The organism is Streptomyces sp. NPDC097640 (genome assembly GCF_040302705.1).
Classification (GTDB): domain Bacteria; phylum Actinomycetota; class Actinomycetes; order Streptomycetales; family Streptomycetaceae; genus Streptomyces.
Genome location: NZ_JBEOSB010000018.1, coordinates 122,915 through 142,651 on the forward strand (window position 1 = coordinate 122,915; position 19,737 = coordinate 142,651).

General features: G+C 74.2%; 14 protein-coding genes and 1 riboswitch. Of the genes, 5 read left to right on the top strand and 9 right to left on the bottom strand.

Annotated features, from left to right (window positions below; translation table 11 throughout):
• Positions 1 to 154 precede the first annotated feature (154 nt).
• Positions 155 to 958 (top strand): VOC family protein, encoded by an 804-nt coding sequence (locus tag ABTY62_RS27350; protein WP_352132056.1) that lies wholly within the window; start codon positions 155 to 157, stop codon positions 956 to 958.
• An 18-nt stretch (positions 959 to 976) separates the two neighbouring features.
• On the opposite strand, the gene ABTY62_RS27355 is transcribed toward ABTY62_RS27350, so the two are convergent.
• The 4 genes from ABTY62_RS27355 to ABTY62_RS27370 all read right to left on the bottom strand — a co-directional run bounded on the left by ABTY62_RS27355 (position 977) and on the right by ABTY62_RS27370 (position 6,488).
• Entirely contained in the window at positions 977 to 1,696 is a 720-nt protein-coding gene (locus ABTY62_RS27355; RefSeq protein WP_352132057.1) for a thymidine kinase, read from the bottom strand.
• A gap of 64 nt (positions 1,697 to 1,760) precedes the next feature.
• Positions 1,761 to 2,996: an alkaline phosphatase family protein gene (locus ABTY62_RS27360; RefSeq protein WP_352132058.1), complete on the bottom strand. Its 1,236-nt coding sequence runs from the start codon at positions 2,994 to 2,996 to the stop codon at positions 1,761 to 1,763.
• Positions 2,996 to 3,592, bottom strand: a complete 597-nt coding sequence (locus ABTY62_RS27365; protein ID WP_311723766.1) for a DUF5998 family protein — start codon at positions 3,590 to 3,592, stop codon at positions 2,996 to 2,998. The genes ABTY62_RS27360 and ABTY62_RS27365 overlap by 1 nt, the downstream gene beginning before the upstream one ends.
• A 61-nt stretch (positions 3,593 to 3,653) precedes the next feature.
• Positions 3,654 to 6,488, bottom strand: a complete 2,835-nt coding sequence (locus ABTY62_RS27370) for a bifunctional acetate--CoA ligase family protein/GNAT family N-acetyltransferase (protein WP_352132059.1) — start codon at positions 6,486 to 6,488, stop codon at positions 3,654 to 3,656.
• Between the two features lie 220 nt (positions 6,489 to 6,708).
• Between ABTY62_RS27370 and ABTY62_RS27375 the strand changes: the two genes are divergently transcribed.
• Positions 6,709 to 6,990: an HPr family phosphocarrier protein gene (locus ABTY62_RS27375; protein WP_352132060.1), complete on the top strand. Its 282-nt coding sequence runs from the start codon at positions 6,709 to 6,711 to the stop codon at positions 6,988 to 6,990.
• A gap of 222 nt (positions 6,991 to 7,212) precedes the next feature.
• Here the strand turns inward: ABTY62_RS27375 and ABTY62_RS27380 are convergent, their stop codons facing one another.
• The 4 genes from ABTY62_RS27380 to ABTY62_RS27395 form a co-directional block, all read right to left on the bottom strand.
• Positions 7,213 to 7,974, bottom strand: a complete 762-nt coding sequence (locus ABTY62_RS27380) for a GntR family transcriptional regulator (RefSeq protein ID WP_352132061.1) — start codon at positions 7,972 to 7,974, stop codon at positions 7,213 to 7,215.
• Positions 7,975 to 8,205: 231 nt separating this feature from the next.
• Positions 8,206 to 9,030 (bottom strand): M23 family metallopeptidase, encoded by an 825-nt coding sequence (locus ABTY62_RS27385; RefSeq protein WP_311723770.1) that lies wholly within the window; start codon positions 9,028 to 9,030, stop codon positions 8,206 to 8,208.
• A gap of 13 nt (positions 9,031 to 9,043) precedes the next feature.
• A riboswitch (cyclic di-AMP (ydaO/yuaA leader) is annotated at positions 9,044 to 9,242 on the bottom strand.
• 297 nt (positions 9,243 to 9,539) lie between these two features.
• Entirely contained in the window at positions 9,540 to 10,922 is a 1,383-nt protein-coding gene (locus ABTY62_RS27390) for a M16 family metallopeptidase (RefSeq protein ID WP_352132128.1), read from the bottom strand.
• A 20-nt stretch (positions 10,923 to 10,942) separates the two neighbouring features.
• A complete protein-coding gene (locus tag ABTY62_RS27395; RefSeq protein WP_352132062.1) occupies positions 10,943 to 12,331 on the bottom strand; it encodes a M16 family metallopeptidase in 1,389 nt (462 codons plus the stop codon).
• 327 nt (positions 12,332 to 12,658) lie between these two features.
• On the opposite strand from ABTY62_RS27395, the gene ABTY62_RS27400 reads away from it, so the two are divergent.
• Positions 12,659 to 15,112 (top strand): DNA gyrase/topoisomerase IV subunit A, encoded by a 2,454-nt coding sequence (locus ABTY62_RS27400; protein WP_352132063.1) that lies wholly within the window; start codon positions 12,659 to 12,661, stop codon positions 15,110 to 15,112.
• 172 nt (positions 15,113 to 15,284) lie between these two features.
• Here ABTY62_RS27400 and ABTY62_RS27405 read toward each other — a convergent pair whose 3' ends face one another.
• Entirely contained in the window at positions 15,285 to 16,163 is an 879-nt protein-coding gene (locus tag ABTY62_RS27405; protein ID WP_352132064.1) for an alpha/beta fold hydrolase, read from the bottom strand.
• A 181-nt stretch (positions 16,164 to 16,344) separates the two neighbouring features.
• On the opposite strand from ABTY62_RS27405, the gene ABTY62_RS27410 reads away from it, so the two are divergent.
• On the top strand, positions 16,345 to 18,375 hold the full coding sequence (locus tag ABTY62_RS27410) for an AfsR/SARP family transcriptional regulator (RefSeq protein WP_352132065.1): 2,031 nt from the start codon (positions 16,345 to 16,347) through the stop codon (positions 18,373 to 18,375).
• A 261-nt stretch (positions 18,376 to 18,636) separates the two neighbouring features.
• Complete coding sequence (locus ABTY62_RS27415; RefSeq protein ID WP_352132066.1) at positions 18,637 to 19,674, top strand: ferredoxin family protein; 1,038 nt, start codon at positions 18,637 to 18,639, stop codon at positions 19,672 to 19,674.
• Positions 19,675 to 19,737: the final 63 nt, after the last annotated feature.

The window sequence follows — 19,737 nt, forward strand, 5'->3', positions numbered from 1 at the left end:
TGGCAGGAGCCGCGAATTGCGGCGCGGCCAGGGCGCGCGCCGCGACAGGTGGTGCAAATATCTGTCGGGCGCGACCACCCCCACCACCGCCCCGCACACCAGCGGGCGGGCCGAAGCCGTACGGACACCACAATGGTCCGAGGAGAGAGTGAAGATGACCGAGGCAGCGACCCGGCGCACACCGGGCACGCCCTGTTGGACGAGCCTGATGGTGCACAGCCTGGCCGCGACGCAGGACTTCTACCACGCCTTGTTCGGTTGGGAGTTCACCCCGGGGCCACGGCACCTGGGCCCGTATGTCCGCGCGCGGATCGGCGACCGGCCGGTCGCCGGGCTGGGCGAGCTGCCTCCGGAGCGCCATCTCCCGGTCGCCTGGACGACATATCTGGCCTCCGACGACGTCGACGAGACGGCGGAGCTGATCCGCGCGTGCGGCGGCACCGTGGCGGTGGGCCCGCTGGACGCGGACGACGCGGGCCGGATGGCTCTCGCGGCCGATCCGGAGGGCGCGGCCTTCGGCGTGTGGCAGGAGCGCGAGGGCCTGGGCACCGAGGAGAGCGGAGTGCCGGGCTCCCCGGTCTGGCACGAGCTGATGACCCGTGAGTCCTCGGCCGTCGGCACGTTCTACGACATGGTCTTCGGCTGCGACAGCGAGCCCTCTCCCCGCCGGTCCGACGGCCCCGGCACGGCCCCCGGATCCGAATCCGATGTGCGGACCCTGCGGGTGGGCGGGCGGCCGGTGGCCGCGATCCACGGCCTGGGCGGCGCGCTCCCGCGCGACCGGGGCCCGCACTGGCGGACCCACTTCGCGGTGACGGACGTGGACAAGGCGGTGCGCCAGGTGGCCGAGCTGGGCGGCTATGTGGTCCTCCCGCCACAGGACGGCGCGAGGGGTCGTACGGCCACCGTCACGGACCCGGAGGGGGCCGCCTTCACCCTGGTCGGGACGGACGGCTGACGGACGGCTGACAGACGGCTAGGAGGCGGTCCAGGGCGTTTCGCCGGTGTCGCCGGACGCGGGGGCGGGGATCGGGGCCGGGGCCAGGGACGTCAGGTCTACGGGGAGGACGTCGGGCGACAGCGCGGCGGCGCGGGCGGCGGCGGCCGTCATGCGGCGGCTGTGGTGGCGCCGGCACAGCACCTCGTAACCCACCTCGGTCCCGGGCTGGTTGACGTCGCCGACGACCACCTGGGCGCCCTCGACGACCATCTCGCCGCCGACGGTACGGGCGTTGTGCGTGGCGCGGGCCCCGCACCAGCACAACGCCTCGACCTGGAGCACCTCGATCCGGTCCGCGAGTTCGACCAGGCGCTGTGAGCCGGGGAAGAGCTTGCTGCGGAAATCGGTGGTGATACCGAAGGCGAAGACGTCGAGCCCGAGGTCGTCCACGACCCGGGCGAGCTGGTCGATCTGGGACGGGGCGAGGAACTGCGCCTCGTCCACGATCACATAGTCGGCGCGGCCCCCGGCCGTGAGCGTCCCGACGACATGGGCGTAGAAGTCCAGGTCGTCCCCCGCCTCGACGGCCTCGGTGACCAGCCCGAGCCGCGAGGAGAGCTTGCCCCGGCCCGCCCGGTCGTCCCGGGTGTAGATCATGCCCTGGAGCCCGCGCGTCGAGCGGTTGTGCTCGATCTGGAGAGCGAGGGTGCTCTTTCCGCAGTCCATGGTTCCGGAGAAGAACACCAGCTCGGGCATGGGAGTGGTGAGGCCTTTCGTACGGGAGGGGCGGGCAGGCGAGCGGGGCGGGCGGAGGAACGGCTCAGGAGCGTACTTCGAGGAGCGGGACGAGCTGCTCGACGGGGGTCATCGAGCCGTGCAGCCCCACCATCGCCGACTCCTTCGGCTCGGTCCGCGAGGCGACGATCGCGACGTCCGCGCTGGCCGCGGCCACCACATCGCCGATCCGCCGGTACACCCGCTCGTCCACGCCGCCGCCGGCGGCGTCGGGTTGCCCGAACCAGCCCGCCTCGATGGCCTCGTCGCGGCTCGCCACCCACATCCGGTCGCCGAGCACCTCGCGCCACACGGCCAGCACATCGCCCGCGGCGCCGGGGACCGCGTACACATGGCGGGCGCGGCCCTCGCCGCCCAGCAGGGCGACGCCGGCCCGCAGCTCCCAGTCCTCGTCGAAGTCGATCCGGGACTCCGGGTCGAAGGGGATGTCGATCATGCCGTGGTCGGCGGTGACATAGAGGGCGGAGCGGGGCGGCAGCTGCTCGGCGAGGCGCTGGGCGAGCCCGTCCACATAGCGCAGCTGGGCGCGCCACTCGCCGGAGTCGACGCCGAAGCGGTGCCCCTTGCCGTCGACTTCGCTGTAGTACGTGTACACCAGCGAGCGGTCGCCCGCGGCCAGCTGCTCGGCCGCGAGATCCATGCGCTCCTCGCCGGTCAGCCGGCCGTGGAAGGTGCCGCCGCTCAGCGCGACCTTGGTGAGCGGGGTCTCGGCGAAGGTCGGCGCGGACACCTGGCAGGTGTGCACGCCCGCGGCGTCGGCCAGTTGGAAGACGGTGGGGTACGGCTGCCAGGCGTGCGGGTCCGTCCACGGCTGCCAGCGCAGCTGGTTCATCAGCCCGCCGGTGGCGGGGTCGGCCACCGTGTAGCCGGGCAGGCCGTGGGCGCCGGGCGGCAGGCCCGTGCCGACGGAGGCCAGCGAGGTCGCGGTGGTGGAGGGGAAGCCCGCCGTGATGGGCTCGCCGGTGCCGCCCAGCGAGCCGGCCAGCAGCGAGGTCAGAAACGGCGCCTCGGCGGGGTGGGCGCGCAGCAGCTCCCAGCCGAGGCCGTCGACCAGGAAGACGCAGACGCGGTCGGCGGGCGCGAGGGCGAGGCCCGGGGACAGCGACGGCAGGCCCGGGACCCCCTGGCCCGCGGCGACGGCGGGCAGCAGATCGGCGAGCGAGCCCGTGCCGTAGCGGGGCACGGGGGCGGAGCGCGGGTCGAGCGGCTCGGGCTCATGCCATGGGGAGGCAGTGGTGGAGCCCGCGGAGAAGTCGGACATCAGCGGCCGGCGTCCGGCGTGTCCACGGTGGCTTCGGAGAGCGACTGGGCGAAGGCGAGAGTCTGCCGGACGCTGTCGGGGCCGTCGCCCGCCTCGCTGACCCGCAGGCTGAGGTCGTCGGCGGTGGAGGAGCCGGTGTAGCCGTGGTCGGCCTCGCAGTTGGGGTCGCCGCAGGCGGCGGGCTCGAGGTCGAGACGGTTGACGGCGCCCCAGCCGATGGTGAGGACCACCTCGCGGGGCAGCGTGCCGGGGGTGTACGACTCGGGGTTGGCCACGACCCGGCTGAGCACCACCGAGGAGATCCGCTGGAGCTTCACCGACTCGGTGGAGGTGGTCGCGTACGGCGACGGGGAGGTGCCGTCGGCGGCCTGCTCGTCGGTGTGGCTGACGATGAAGCGGGTGCCGGTCAGGACGAGGACCGTGACATGGCGGCGGACCTCGTTGGAGTCGAAGGTGGTCTCCTGGTGGACCAGATACGAGACGACGGGCTCACCGCCCACAGCGGCCTCCACCGCCTCGGCAACGAGTGCCGGGTAATAGCCACTGCGCTCGATCGCCGCGCGCAGCCCCTTGGTCGTCGTACCGGTCTTCGCCATGTGCCCATCCTACGGGCCCGCGCCGACACCGGCGCCCATGCCGGCCATGCCCACGGCGGGGTCAATAGCTGGGGAGGTGGCGGGGGCCGAGGTCGGTGCGCGGGGGTGGTGGGGCCAACCGGACGGCCGCGCCGAGCACGGACAGGCCGTGCGGGGCGACGACGACCGGTTCCAGGTCGACGCCGACCACCTCGGGATGGTCGTCCACCAGTCGGGACACCCGCAGCAGGAGCTCCTCCAGCGCCGCGGTGTCGACGGGTCTTGAGCCGCGCCAGCCGAACAGGAGCGGCGCGGTCCGGATGGATCTGATCAGCTCGGCGGCGTCCCGGTCGGTGGCCGGGACGAGCCGGTGCGCGGTGTCGCCGAGCAGCTCGGAGGGGGCTCCGGCGAGCCCGAAGGAGAGCACCGCCCCGGCGGCGGGGTCGATGGCGGCCCGTACGACCGTGTCGACGCCGCGCGGGGCCATCCGCTGCACGACAAGCCGCAGCTCCTCGGGGGCGCCGAGGTACCCGGTCAACTCGGCGTAGGCCCGGCGCAGTTCCGCCTCCCCGCCGAGGTCGAGCCGCACACCCCCGAGGTCGGCGCGGTGGCGCAGCTGGGGCGCGGTGGTCTTGAGGGCGACGGGGAAGCCGAGCCGGGCCGCGGCCCGTACGGCGGCGTCCGGGTCGGGGGCGGGGAACGCGGGCAGCACGCTGACGCCGTAGCGGGCGAGGAGGCGCTGGGCGTCGGGGGCGGACAGGCTGACGGGGGGCGGGGCCGGGACCTCGGGGCGGGGGCCGCCGGGCGGGGCCGCCTCGGCCGAGTCGGACGGGGCGAGCAGCACGTCGATGTCGGCCGCGGCCCCCGCCTCGTCGATGTCCTCGTACTGGGGCACCCGCCCCGGCTCTTCTTCGGCCTGCCGTCGCCACCGCGCGTACCCCACGGCCTCGGCGAGGGCCCGTACGGCGCGCTCCGCGGCCGGGTACGCGGGGATCCGCGGGGCCGGGAAGGGTTCACCGCCCTCCTCTCCCCCGTGCGCTCCGGGGGCGCCCCAGGGCGCGGCCAGGGCCTCGACGAGCCCCGGGATCTCCAGGTGGACCACCGCCACCGGCTTGGCCGCGCCGCCCGCCGCCGCCTCGGCGGCCGCGCCCCGCATCGCCCCGGCGAGGTCGGCCGCGTCCGCGTCGCCGACCCAGGGGATGGCGGTGACGACGACCGCGTCGCACGCGTCGTCGGTGAGGGCCGCGGCCAGGGCTCGCCGGAAGTCGTCGCGGGTGGCGGCCGTGGTCAGGTCGCGGGGCGGCAGCGGGCGCAGCCCCTCGGTGAGGCAGGCGTCGTAGGTGAGCAGCCCCAGGGACTCGGAGTTGCCGAGGATGGCGATGCGCGGGCCGGCGGGGAGCGGCTGGGAGCCGAGCAGCAGCCCGGCGTCGACGAGCTCGGTGACGGTGTCGACCCGGATGACACCCGCCTGCCGCAGCAGAGCGGAGACGGTGGCGTCCGGGATGCCGGTGGCGGGCACGGCGTGGCCGGTGGGGGCGCTGCCGCTGTGCCGGGCGCCCTTGACGACCACGACCGGCTTGACCGCGGCCGTGCGCCTGGCGAGCCGGGTGAACTTGCGGGGGTTGCCGATGGACTCGAGGTACATCAGGGCGACGTCCGTCCGCGGGTCGTCGTACCAGTACTGGAGGAGGTCGTTGCCGGACACGTCGGCGCGGTTGCCCGCGGAGATGAAGGTGGAGACCCCCGCGGTCCCCGCGCCGCGCCGGTCGAGACCGGAGAGCAGCGCGATGCCTATCGCCCCGGACTGGGTGAACAGGCCGAGCCGGCCGGGGGCGGGCAGCCGGGGCGAGAGGGAGGCGTTCAGCCGCACGCCGTCGGCGGTGTTGATGATGCCGAAGGCGTTGGGGCCGATGATCCGTATGCCGTAGGTGCGCGCCTGGCGGACCAGCTCGCGCTGGCGGTCGCGGCCCTCGCGCCCGCTCTCCGCGTAGCCGGCGGAGACCACGACGAGGCCCTGGACGCCGTGTTCGCCGCAGTCCGCGACCACGGAGGGCACCTGGTCGGCGGGGACGGCGACGACGGCGAGGTCGACCGGCCCGTCGATCTCGCGGATCGAGCGGTGGGCCGGGACGCCCTCGGGGTCCAGCCGCTTCCACTCCCCGGGGAAGCGGCTGTTGACGGCGTGGACGTGCCCGGTGAATCCGCCGTCCAGGAGGCCGCGCAGCACGGTGCGGCCGACGCCGCCCGGGGCGCGCCCGGCGCCGATGACGGCGACGGAGCCCGGGGCGAGCAGCCGCTGTACGGAGCGGGCCTCGGCGCGCTGCTCGCGGGCGCGCATGACGGCCAGGGAGCGGTCGGTGGGTTCGAGGTCGAGCTCCAGCCGGACGACGCCGTCCTCGAAGCTGCGCTTCTGGGTGAAGCCCGCGTCCGTGAACACCTTGATCATCTTGGTGTTGGCGGGCAGCACCTCGGCGGCGAAGCGGCGGATGCCGCGCTCGCGGGCGACGGCGGCGATGTGCTCGAGCAGGGCGGAGGCCACCCCGCGGCCCTGGTGGGCGTCCTGGACGAGGAAGGCGACCTCGGCCTCGTCGGCCGGGCCCGTCGCGGCCAGGCCCTGGCCGTCGATCCGGTCGTAGCGGACGGTGGCGATGAACTCGTCCCCGACCGTGGCGGCCAGGCCCACCCGGTCGACGTAGTCATGGTGCGTGAAGCGGTGCACGTCGCGATCGGAGAGCCGGGGGTAGGGCGCGAAGAAGCGGTAGTACTTGGACTCGTCCGAGACCCGTTCGTAGAAGCTGACCAGGCGCTGTGCGTCGTCGGCGGTGATCGGGCGGATCTGGGCGGTACCGCCGTCGCGGAGCACCACGTCGGCCTCCCAGTGGGCCGGATAGGCGTGGGTGCCGGACGGGGGCCGCATGGGGCCCAGCCTACGGCGCGGCTGGAAAGCGGGTGGAAAGTGATCCGGACATCCGAATGGCGGACCCCTCTTGCGTGAAGAGGAGGTGTCGAGGGAAGGTCCGTATCGGACCCGTACGGGCACGCTCGGGCCCACTCGGACACCTTCCGGGCAGACACAGACACCGACACCGTATGATTTGGTCTAGACAACAACCACACCGCTTCTGAAGGGCAACACCATGGCTGAGCGCCGCGTCAACATCGGCTGGGCCGAGGGCCTGCACGCCCGCCCCGCGTCGATCTTCGTCCGGGCGGCCACCGCCTCCGGCGTCCCCATCACGATCGCCAAGGCGGACGGCACCCCGGTCAACGCCGCGTCCATGCTCGCGGTGCTCGGCCTCGGCGCCCAGGGCGGCGAGGAGGTCGTCCTCGCCTCGGAGGCGGAGGACGCCGAGGTCGCGCTCGACCGCCTGGCCAAGCTGGTCGGCGAGGGGCTCGAGGAGCTGCCGGAGACCGTCTGACTGGCTCCGGCTCCGGCTCCGCCGTCGGCGGATCGATTCGGCACGGCCGCGCAGCGCGGCCGCGGTGCCCCATTCCGGGCGACCGCGGCCGCGTTGTTTTATGTTTTCCGCCCGCGCACCGCACACACCACCTGAATACGGGGACACGAAATCAGCGGCCGCGGAAATCTACGGCCGCGACACATCGGCGATAATTCCAAGAAGTTGTATACGGGGCCGCTGTTAATTCCGGGCGCCCGCATTGTTTACGGAATGTTTCGAAGTTCTCACGCGGGAGGGGCGGCGCAGCCGGTATTCCGACATCGAGCGCTCGGCATGGGCCGCGGCGAGCGTCCGGGCGCGGTCGGCGTCGCCCCGCGCCACCGCGTCGACCAGCGCCCCGTGCTCGCTCCAGGACTCGACGGCCCTGAGCGAGAAGTCGGGGCGCCCGGGGGCGCCCGGGACGGGCGGCGCGGACCGGCGGGCCGGCTCCACCGCGTACACCCAGGCGATCTTGCGCCGCAGCTGCACCAGCAGCCCGGCCAGGCTCGGGCTGCCGGACGCCTGGGCCAGCGTCTCGTGGAACCAGTCGCTCAGCGCACGCAGTTCGCCCAGCTGACCGCGCTGGGCCCGCTCCTGGCCCAGCCGGACCAGGCCGCGCAACACCTTCAGATGCGCCTCGGTGCGGCGCTGGGCGGCCCGGGCGGCGCCCAGCGGCTCCAGCAGCGCGCGGATGTCCAGCAGGTCGGCGGCCTCCCGGTCGGACGGCTGAGCCACGCAGGCGCCCGCGTGCCGGCGGGTGGTCACGAAGCCCTCCGACTCCAGGGTGCGCAGGGCCTCGCGCACGGGCACGCGCGAGACGCCGTACCGCCGGGCGAGGACTTCCTCGGTCAGCCGGCTGCCCGGCGCGAAGGTGCCGGAGACGATGTCGTCGCGGATCGCCGTACACACCGCGTGCGCCGAAATCCGGCGGCTGCCGTGGACCGCGGTCGTATCGCCGTTCACTTACGGTCCCGCATTGTCGAACCTCCGCCTTAATCTCCGCGAAACGCAGCCGATTGACGCGTGTTCAGCGACTCTATTCTAAGCGGCTGGAATTTCCGATGGGCGGGGGGATTTCATGGATATTTTTTGGCCAGGACGAGCAGACGAGCGGACAGGCAGCGGGTGGAGGGACGGACAGACCGAAGGCCCCGGGTCCGTGGGACCGGGGGCCTTCGGGCGGCGTGCGGTTGATCAGATGTTGACGCCGTGCGAGCGCAGATAGGCGACGGGGTCGATGTCCGAGCCGTAGTCCGGGCTCGTGCGGGCCTCGAAGTGCAGATGCGGCCCGGTGACGTTGCCCGTGGCGCCGGACAGGCCGATCTGCTGGCCAGGGGTGACCGCCTGGCCGACGGAGACGCTGAGGGACGACAGATGCGCGTACTGGGTGTAGGTGCCGTCGTTCATCTTGATCACGATGTTGTTGCCGTAGGCGCCGCCCCAGCCGGCCTCGACGACGGTGCCGGAGCCCACGGAGTGCACCGAGGTCCCGGACGCGGCGTGGAAGTCCACCCCGGTGTGGCTGCCGGAGGACCACAGGCCGCTGGACGCCTGGTAGCTGGTGGAGAGGTACGAGCCGGAGACCGGCAGCACGAACATGTTCAGCCGCTTGCGCTCCGCCTCGCGCGCCGCGCGCTCCTTGGCCTCGCGCTCCTGCTTGGCCTTCTTCGCGGCCGCCTCGGCCTTGCGCTTCGCCTCCGCGGCCAGCCGCGCGGCCTCCTTGCGGGCGTCGGCCTCGGCCTGCGCCTTGGCGGCGGCCTCCGCGGCGAAGGACTGCTGGGTCTCCGCCTGGGCGGCGACCTGGTCGGCGAGCTCGTCGCCCATGGCGACCGCCTGGCGCAGCCCGGTGTCCTCGGCGCCGCGCCCGTCGTCCGAGGCCGCGAGCGCCGGGGCGGCGAAGCCGGCGACCACGCCGGAGGCGGCCAGCGTGGCTATGCCCGCCAGGTTGGCGCCGGAGCGGGCGGTACGGGGGGCGCGTCCGGGGCGGCGGTGCTTCCCGGTGGTACGGGTGATCGCCATGAAGCGGCGCACTCCTTTCCTTCCCTCTCGCCTACCGGGTTAGCTGACGGGTTCGGAGCAGGAAGGTCTCCTACGGGCCCCTCGCCCCTCGCGGGGAAGGCGTCCGATTCACCCCTGGGAATCGCCCCTCCGGCGCCGCGGGCGGCAACGGGTGAGGCTGGTTCCCCGGTTCCCCTGGCTCGCGCCGTACGGGGATTCGGCGATGGTTGTCCGTGCCGCGGGCGCGGCGTGTCTCGGGCGGGCAACCGGACTGACGCTAAGCGGGACCGCTTTCGATCACCAAACGGTTCCGCTCTTTTGTTGGTTTCCCCACAGACACGACCCCCCAGATGGGCAACCTCTGCTATAAAGCGGGCGAAACGACCGGCGAAACGGCAACAAAAGGAAACCCCGGCGCCTGAAACGGCGCCAGGGTCCTTGTCCCGGCGGCCCGTTCGCCCAGCTCGCGAGGGCGGCCGGGCGCGTCGGCCTCAAGTCAACCTGGGGTAAACCCCCGGGTCATCTCCAGGTCAGCCCTGGATGACGCTCACCTCGCCGATGCCGAGCTCCTTGACCGGCTCCTCGATCTTCGAGGCGTCGCCCACGAGCACCGTGACCAGCCGGTCGGGCGGGAAGGCGCTCACCACCGCGGCCGTCGCCTCCACCGTGCCGGTCTCCGCGAGGCGCGCGTACAGGTGCGCCTGGAAGTCGTCCGGCAGGTGCTGCTCGACCTGGTCGGCCAGCGTACCCGCGACCGCGGCCGCCGTCTCGTACTTCAGCGGGGCCACCCCGACGAGGTTCTGCACGGCGACATCGCGCTCGGCGTCCGTCAGACCCTCCTCCTTGAGCGTGCCCAGCACCTTCCACAGGTCCTCCAGGGCGGGACCGGTGACCTCGGTGGCCACCGAGCCGCTGATGGCCAGCATCGCGGCGCCCGTGCCCCCTCCGGAGGCGTCCGGGGCCGCCGAGCGGAGCACCTGGCCGAAGGCGCGCACGCCGTAGGTGTAGCCCTTCTCCTCGCGCAGCACCCGGTCCAGCCGCGAGGTGAGGGTGCCGCCCAGGCAGTAGGTGCCCAGCACCTGGGCGGGCCAGATGCGGTCGTGGCGGTCGGCGCCGATCCGCCCGATGAGCAGCTGGGTCTGCACCGCGCCCGGCCGGTCGACAATGATCACCCGGCCGGTGTCGTCGGCGGTGATCGGCGGCATGGAGCGGGGCTCGGCGGCGCCGCCCGTCCAGGCGCCGAGGGTGTCGGCCAGCGCCTTGTCGAGGTCGACGCCGGTCAGGTCGCCGACGACCACGGCGGTCGTGGTGGAGGGGCGGACATGCGCCTCGTAGAAGGCCCGCACGGCCGCGGCGTCGATGCCCTCGACGGTCTCCTGGGTGCCCTGGCGCGGGCGGGACATCCGGGACTCGGCCGGGAACAGCGTCTTGGACAGCGCCATCGAGGCGCGCCGGGCCGGATTGGCCAGCTCGTGCGGGATCTCGTCCAGGCGGTTGCGCACCAGCCGCTCGACCTCGCCCTCGGGGAAGGCGGGCGCGCGCAGCGCGTCGGCCAGCAGGCCGAGCGCCTTGGGCAGCCGGGAGACGGGGACCTCCAGGGACACGCGGAGGCCGGGGTGGTCGGCGTGTGCGTCCAGGGTGGCGCCGCAGCGCTCCAGCTCGGCGGCGAACTCCTCGGCGGTGTGCTTGTCGGTGCCCTCGGACAGCGCGCGGGCCATGATCGTGGCGATGCCGTCGAGCCCGGCCGGCTCGGCGTCCAGTGGGGCCGCGAGGTTGACCTCCACGGCCACGACCTGCTGGCCGGGGCGGTGGCAGCGCAGCACGGCCAGCCCGTTGGACAGCTCGGCGCGCTCGGGGGCCGGGAAGGCCCAGGGCTTGGCGGCGCCGCCCAGCGGCTGCGGGTGGAAGGTCATCGTGGTGGTGACGGCGTCGCTCACTGGGCCGACTCTCCTTCTGCGTCGTTGTCGTCGGCTGCCGCGTCGTCGTCCGTGGCGGCGTCGGCCTCGGCCTGCTCGGCGCCCTGGAGCGGTTCGTACACCAGCACCGCGCGGTTGTCGGGGCGCAGCCTGGCCTGGGCCACGGCCCGCACCTCCTCGGCCGTCACCTGGAGCACGCGCTCCACGGCGGTCAGCGCCAGCTGCGGGTCGCCGAACAGCACCGCGAACCGGCACAGCTCGTCGGCGCGGCCGCCGACCGTGGCCAGCCGGTCCAGCCACTCGCGCTCCAGCTGGGCCTGGGCGCGCTCCATCTCCTCCGGGGTCGGCCCCTCCTCGGCGAACCGGGCCAGCTCCTCGTCGACCGCGGCCTCGATGTCGGGCACCTCCACGCCGCCCGAGGTCTTCACGTCCAGCCAGCCGAGCGAGGGGGCGCCGGACAGCCGCAGCAGGCCGAAGCCCGCGGCCACCGCCGTACGGTCGCGGCGCACCAGGCGGTTGTGCAGGCGGGAGGACTCCCCGCCGCCCAGGACGGTCAACGCCAGGTCTGCGGCGTCGGCCTCGCGGGTGCCGTCGTGGGGCAGCCGGTAGGCGGCCATCAGGGCGCGGGCCGGCACCTCCTCCTCGACGACCTCGCGCAGCTGTCCGCCGATCACCTCGGGCAGGGTGCCGTCGCCGGGCGGGCGCTTGCCGTCGTGGGAGGGGATGGTGCCGAAGTACTTCTCGATCCAGGCCAGGGTCTGCTCGGGGTCGATGTCGCCCACGATCGCCAGCACCGCGTTGTTCGGCGCGTAGTACGTGCGGAAGAACTCGCGCGCGTCCTCCAGGGAGGCCGCGTCCAGGTCGGCCATCGAGCCGATCGGGGTGTGGTGGTACGGGTGGCCCTCGGGGTAGGCCATGCCGACCAGGCGCTCGAACGCGGTGCCGTACGGCACGTTGTCGTAGCGCTGGCGGCGCTCGTTCTTGACGACGTCGCGCTGGTTCTCCAGGCTCTCCTCGTCCAGCGCGGTCAGCAGCGAGCCCATGCGGTCCGCCTCGAGCCACAGCGCCAGCTCCACCTGGTGGGTCGGCATCGTCTCGAAGTAGTTGGTCCGCTCGAAGCTGGTCGTCCCGTTGAGCGAGCCGCCGGCGCCCTGCACCAGCTCGAAGTGGCCGTTCCCCTTCACCTGCGCCGAGCCCTGGAACATCAAGTGCTCGAAAAGGTGAGCCAGCCCGGTACGCCCCTTGACTTCGTGGCGCGAGCCGACGTCGTACCACAGGCAGACCGCCGCGACCGGGGTCAGGTGGTCTTCGGAGAGCACCACCCGCAGGCCGTTGGCCAGCCGGTGCTCGGTCGCTGTCAGGCCGCCGGAGCCGGCTTGTTCCGTGGCCGTGTGACCCATGGGCATGTACGTCCCTTCGATCGCGTGATGGAGCGCGTGCGAGCCGCGTGAAGTGCGGTCCTGTCACTGTATGCAAGCGCACGGACATCTGGCGAAGTTCCCGCCGGGCGAATCTCGCCGGCGGGCCGCCGGAACACCGCGCGAGCGGCTCCCGGCGCGCCCCCGGCGTGCCCCGGGGGGCTCCCCGACGCGCTCCCGAGACGGCGCCGCGGGGGCCCTGGGAACGGTCGGCGAGGGGGCGTTGACCATGGCCCGTTCCACACTTGTCTGCGGTCCGGTCCACAATGGTCGGCGTCAGATCCCGCCTCGGCAGTTGAAGGAGCCGCAAGCGCGATGGCCCGCCGCAGCACAAAGACCCCTCCGCCGGACGACTTCGAGGAGCGCATTCTCGACATCGACGTCGTCGACGAGATGCAGGGCTCCTTCCTTGAGTACGCGTACTCGGTCATCTACTCGCGCGCCCTTCCCGACGCCCGGGACGGGCTCAAGCCGGTGCACCGGCGCATCCTCTACCAGATGAACGAGATGGGCCTGCGGCCCGAGCGCGGCTTCGTGAAGTGCGCCCGGGTCGTCGGCGAGGTCATGGGCAAGCTGCACCCCCATGGCGACGCGTCGATCTACGACGCGCTGGTGCGTATGGCCCAGCCCTTCTCGATGCGCGTCCCGCTGGTCGACGGCCACGGGAACTTCGGCTCCCTGGGCAACGACGACCCGCCCGCCGCGATGCGCTACACCGAGTGCCGCATGGCCTCGGCGACCTCGCTGATGACGGAGTCGATCGACGAGGACACCGTCGATTTCACCCCCAACTACGACGGCAGCGAGCAGGAGCCGGTGGCGCTCCCCGCCGCCTATCCCAACCTGCTGGTCAACGGCGCCTCCGGGATCGCCGTCGGCATGGCGACGAACATGCCCCCGCACAACCTGGGCGAGGTGATCGCCGCCGCCCGCCATCTGATCAGGCACCCGAGCGCGGACCTGGACACCCTGATGCGGTTCGTGCCCGGCCCCGACCTGCCGACCGGCGGCCGGGTCGTGGGCCTGGGCGGCGTCCGGGACGCGTACGAGAAGGGGCGCGGCACCTTCAAGATCCGCGCCACGGTAGCGGTGGAGGACGTGACGGCACGCCGCAAGGGCCTGGTCGTCACCGAACTGCCCTTCGCGGTCGGCCCCGAGAAGGTCATCTCGAAGATCAAGGACCTGGTCGGCGCCAAGAAGCTCCAGGGCATCGCGGACGTCAAGGACCTGACCGACCGCGAGCACGGACTGCGCCTGGTCATCGAGGTCAAGAACGGCTTCAACCCCGAGGCCGTGCTGGAGCAGCTCTACAAGCTGACGCCGATGGAGGAGTCCTTCGGCATCAACAATGTCGCGCTGGTGGACGGCCAGCCGCTCACGCTCGGGCTCAAGGAGCTGCTGGAGGTCTATCTCGACCACCGCTTCACCGTGGTGCGGCGGCGCAGCGAGTTCCGGCGCGGCAAGCGGCGGGACCGGCTGCACCTGGTCGAGGGGCTGCTGGTCGCCCTGCTCGACATCGACGAGGTCATCCGCATCATCCGCTCCAGCGACAACGCGGCGCAGGCCAAGGAGTCCCTGATCGCCCGCTTCGGGCTCTCCGAGATCCAGACGCAGTACATCCTGGACACTCCGCTGCGCCGGCTGACCAGGTTCGACCGGATCGAGCTGGAGTCGGAGCGCGACCGCCTCAAGACGGAGATCGAGGAGCTGACCCGGATCCTGGACTCGGACGCCGAGCTGCGCAAGCTGGTGTCGGCGGAACTGGCCCAGGTGGCCAAGAAGTTCGCCACGCCGCGCCGCACGGTGCTTCAGGAGTCGGCGAACGCCCCGGTGACCGCGGTGCCGCTGGAGGTCGCCGACGACCCGTGCCGGGTGCTGCTGTCCTCCACCGGCCTGCTGGCCCGCACGGCCAACGGCGAGCCGTTCCCGGGCGAGGGGCAGGCCAAGCGCGTCAAGCACGATGTGATCATCTCGGCGGTCCCGGCCACGGCCCGAGGCGACCTGGGAGCGGTGACCTCGTCCGGGCGGCTGCTGCGGCTCGCCGTGGTCGATCTGCCGATACTCCCGGAGACGCCCGGGGCCCCGAACCTGGCGGGCGGGGCGCCCATCGCGGAATTCCTGACCCTGGAGGACGGCGAGGAGCTCGTCTGCCTCACCACACTCGACGAGTCCTCACCCGGGCTCGCGATCGGCACGGAGCAGGGCGTCGTCAAGCGCGTGGTCCCCGACTACCCCGCCAACAAGGACGAGTTGGAGGTCATCGGCCTCAAGGAGGGCGACCGGATCGTCGGCGCGGTGGAGCTGCGCACGGGCGAGGAGGACCTGGTCTTCATCACCGACGACGCACAACTGCTGCGCTATCCGGCCGCCCAGGTGCGGCCGCAGGGCCGCCCCGCGGGCGGCATGGCCGGGATCAAGCTGGGCTCGGGCGCGAAGGTGATCTCGTTCACGGCCGTCGACCCGGCGTCCGACGCGGTGGTGTTCACGGTCGCCGGCGCGCACGGCACGCTCGACGACTCGGTGCAGCAGTCGGCCAAGCTCACGCCGTTCGACCAGTACCCGCGCAAGGGCCGGGCGACCGGCGGGGTGCGCTGCCAGCGGTTCCTGAAGGGCGAGGACTGCCTGGTCCTGGCCTGGGCGGGCGCGACACCGGCCCGCGCGGCCACGCCGACCGGCACCCCGGTGCCGCTGCCGGAGCCCGATCCGCGCCGCGACGGCTCGGGGGTGCCGCTCGCCAAGGCGGTGTCGGTGCTGGCCGGCCCGGTGTAGGGGCCGGTGCGGACGGGGCGGGCCCGTCGTAGCGCGCCGTCGTCGTGACCGTCATGGCCGCGGCGGCCGGGCCGTCGTCGTACGGCCCGGCCGCCGCGGCCGTTCAGGGGCGCCCCTGTCGTTCGGGCGACTCGGGGGCGCCTCGGCCGTCCGGGCGACGCCGCCCCGGCCTTCAGCGGGCGAGCAGGGCCCGCAGGGCCTTCACGATGTCCGCGGGGGCCTCCTCGGCCATGAAGTGGCCGCAGGTGACGGTGGTGTGCCGCAGATCCGGCGCCCACGCGCCCCACAGCGCGGCCGCGTCGTAGCCCAGAGCGGCGCCCCAGTCCTGCTGGAGCACGGTCACCGGCATCCGCAGCCGGCTGCCGGCGGCGCGGTCGGCCCGGTCGTGGTCGGTGTCGATCCCGGCGGAGGCGCGGTAGTCGGCGACGATCGAGGGCACCGCCCCACGGCAGGCGTCCAGGTACGCGGCGCGGACGTCGGCCGGGACGGCACGCGGGTCGCCCGCCCACAGGTCGAGGAAGTGGCCGAAGAAGGCGTCCGGGGCGGCCGAGATCAGCCGCTCGGGCAGCCCGGGCGGCTGGGCCATCAGGTAGAGGTGGAAGCCGACCGCCGCGATGGTGCCGTGCAGCGCCTCCCACATGTCCAGGGTCGGCAGCACATCGAGGCAGGCCAGGTGGGTGACCGCCGCCGGGTGGTCGAGGCCGGCGCGGAAGGCGACCAGCGCGCCGCGGTCGTGCCCGGCCAGCGCGAACCGCTCGTGGCCCAGCTCTCGGGCCAGGGCGACGATGTCGGCGGCCATGGTGCGCTTGGCGTAGGCGGTGCCGTCGGGGTCGGCGGGCTTGTCGCTGGCGCCGTAGCCGCGCAGGTCAGGGCAGATGACGGTGTGGTCGGCCGCAAGGTCGGCGGCGACGTGCCGCCACATCAGGTGGGTCTGCGGAAAACCGTGCAGCAGCACGATCGGAGGGCCCGAACCGCCGACGGCCGCGTGGAGGGACACTCCGTCGGCGACGGGGACTCGCTGGTGGTCGAAGCCGGCGATGACAGGCGCCATGGTTCCGCCTCTTTCGTGGGGCTGGGAGTTTCGTGCGGCTGGGAGTTTCGAGGGGGCTGGGAGTTGGGGGCTGGGAGTGAGGATCCGCCGTGGTCGTCAGCGTGCCGGGCGCGGATGAGCATCGGATGAGCGAGCTACCGTGGCCAGGGCACTGCCCCGGGTCCGGAAAGGGTGGTCAGGCGTGCGGTTCCTGTTCGGCGTGCTGGGTCCGGTGGCGGCCTGGGACGGGGCCGGGGGCGCGATCGCCCTGAAGGGGCCACGGCATCGCGCGGTGCTGGCCCGGCTGATCGTCGCCCGCCGCCGTGTGGTCCCGGTCCGCCGCCTGGCCGAGGACCTGTGGGCGGAGCCGCCCGCCGACGCGGTGGGCGCGATACGCACCTTCGTGGCCGGCCTGCGGCGCGCCCTGGAACCGGAGCGCCCGCCCCGCGCTCCGGCCCGGCTGCTGGTCACCGAGGGGCCGGGGTACGCGCTGCGCGCCGACCCGGGCGCGGTGGACGCCTGGGGCTTCGAACGGGCGGTGGCCGCCGCCGCGGCGCTGCCTCCCGAGGACACGTTCGTACGGCTGGACGAGGCGCTGGAGTGGTGGCGCGGGCCCGCCTACGCGGAGTTCGCCGACGAGCCCTGGGCCCGCGCGGAGCGCTCCCGCCTGACGGAGCTGCGGCTGCACGCCGTCGAGCGGCGGGCCGAGGCCCGGGTCGCACTGGGCCTGGCCGCCGAGGCGGCGGCCGACCTGGACGCGCACGTGGCCGAGCACCCCTGGCGCGAGGACGCCTGGCGGCTGCTGGCCCTGGCGCTGTACCGCTCCGGCCGCCAGGGCGACGCGCTGGCGGTGCTGCGCCGCGCGCGCACGCTCCTGGCCGAGCAGCTGGGGGTGGACCCCGGCCCGCGGCTGCGCGGCCTGGAGGCGGACATCCTCGGCCACGCCGCCCACCTCGACCCCGGCCCGGCCGGGGCGGCGGGGCGGGTGTGGGCGCGTACGGCCGCCGCCTACGACCGCACCGTGCCCTCCGGTGCCCGGGCGCGTCTGGAGTCGACGGTGGGGCTGCTGCGCAGCCTCGCGGTGACCGGCGGCAGCGGCCTCCAGACCGCCCGGCGACACCGCGTGGCGGCCATCACGGCGGCCGAGGAGCTGGCCGACGCGGAGCTGACGGCCCGCGTGATCGGCGCGTACGACGTCCCGGCCGTCTGGACGCGGGTCGACGACCCGGAGCAGGCCGCGCAGGTCATCGCGGCGGCGGAGCGCGCCCTGGCCACCCTGCCGCCCGGCGGGCACGAGGCGGTCCGGGCCCGGCTGCTGGCCACGATCGCCCTGGAGTCGCGCGGCACCCGCGCCGCGCGCGGTCCCCAGGCCGCCCGGCAGGCGGAGGAGCTCGCCCGCCGCCTGGACGACCCCGCGCTGCTGGCGTTCGCTCTCAACGCCACGTTCATGCAGACCTTCCACCGCGCCGGTCTGGCGCCGCGCCGGGACGCGATCGGCGCCCAGCTGATCGTCCTGTCCGCCCGGCACGGCCTGACCACCTTCGAGGTCCTCGGCCACCTCGTCCGGCTCCAGGCCCGCAGCGCACTGGCGGACTTCGCCGGGGCCGACCGCCACGCGGCCGCCGCGGACCGCCTGGCCGAGCGCCATGAGCTGCCGCTGGTCGGCGTGTTCACGGGGTGGTACGCCGCGCTGCGGCTCGACGCGACGGGTGACGCGACGGGCGACGCGACGGAAGCAGCGGCGGAGGCCGCCTACCGGAGCGCCGCCGCGCGGCTGGACGGCGCCGGCATGCCCGGGCTGGAGCGCGGTCTGCTGCCGCTCGCGCTGCTGTGCCTGCGCACCCGGCGCGCGCTGCCCGTCCGGTCCAGCCCGCACAACGACCCGCACAACGACCCGCACACCGACCGGCACGCCGACTGGGGGCCCTACGCGCCCTGGGTCCGCCCCCTGGCGCTGCTGGCCCAGGACCGCCGCGACGAGGCCGCGGCGGCGCTGCGCGAGGCCCCTGACCCACCCCGCGACCTGCTGTTCGAGGCGCTGTGGTGCCTGACCGCCCGGGCTGCCGTCGCCGTCGGCGACCGGGAGACGATGGAGCGCGCCCACCGCGAGCTCACCCCCGCGGCGGCGGAACTGGCCGGGGCGGGCAGCGGCCTGCTGACCCTCGGGCCGGTCTCGGCGTATCTGAGCGATCTCACCACGGCCCTGCGGCACCCGGGCCCCGGTCGGCGCTAGGCCGTGTCCGCATAGTCCCGCCGGGCCCGCGACGCCTGGCACGCGCCCCCAGCTACCGCTGGGAGGTGCCCCCGCGCCGCGGGCTGATCCGACGCGACTATGCGGACACGACCCAGGCCTCCGGGCGGCCCCGGCCGCAGGCCCGCCCCGGCCCGCGGCCGCCCCCTCGGCACCCGCCCGCACCCAGCACAAACGCGCCTCGCACCCCCAGAGGCGCGCCTTCGGAAGCCGACGGCCGCAAGAGAGGTTAGGCTTACCTTCGTGAGCACGTGCGCGACCGCCTCCCGTGATCTGTCCGAGCCGCTCGCCGGGACGGCGACCACCGCCACCACCTGGCTTCTGCTCGAACAGCCCGGCCCCTGGGGGGCCGAGGCCCTGACCGCCAGCCATCTGGCCCCGGCCGTCGGCCGCGCGCTGGAGCGCGCCGTCAAGGACACCGGAGTCCGGGTCGCGCTGATCCGGCGCCCCGGCCGGCACCCCGACCGCCACACCCACCCGCGGCAGCGCGTCTTCATCGCGCACACCCGCCCGGGCCGCTCCTGGATCCGTACCACCACGCTCACCGAGCCCGAGCGGCTGCTCGCCCTCGACTTCGGCGCGCTCGGCGCGGGCGACCCGGGCGGTCTGCGCCCCGTGGCCACGGGCCCCGGCCAGGCGTGGGAGCAGTACACCGGCGACCCCCTGGTGTTCGTGTGCACCAACGGGAAGCGCGACCGCTGCTGCGCCATCCTCGGCCGGCCGCTGGCCGCCGAGCTCATCGCCTCCGGCGCGCGCGGCACCTGGGAGATCACCCACATCGGCGGCCACCGCTTCTCGCCCACGCTCATGGTGCTGCCGCACGGCTACGCGTACGGCCGGGCCACCGCGCAGTCCGTCCAGGAGGTGCTGGACGCGCTGCGCGAGGGCAGGGTCGTCACCGAGGGCTGCCGCGGCCGGTCCACCTGGGAGCGCCCCGGCCAGGCCGCCGAGCTGGCGATCCGCGAGCTGACCGGCGAGGCGGGGGCCGACGCGCTGACCGTGCTGCGGACCGAGGGCGCCGCCCCGGCCTGGACCGTGACCGTCGAGCACACCGACGGCCGGCTGTGGCGGGTCGGCGTCGTCCAGGTCGCCGCCGCGCCGCCGCGCCCGGAGAGCTGCGGGTCCGTCCTGGGCTCCCCGGCGCGGATGGACGTCGTCGGAGTGCGGGCGGTGCGCGCCTCGCGGCCGGTGCCGACCGTCGCCGCCACGGCTGTGACGCAGCCATCAATGGAGGAACCCCCTCGGCGAGCAACCACCTCCGCGAGAGCGGCGCCGGTTTAGGCGCAAAGGCGCCGGTTCCGGCGCAAAGAGGGTGTCCTGGCGCAGTGCCGGGGCCCGCCCTTG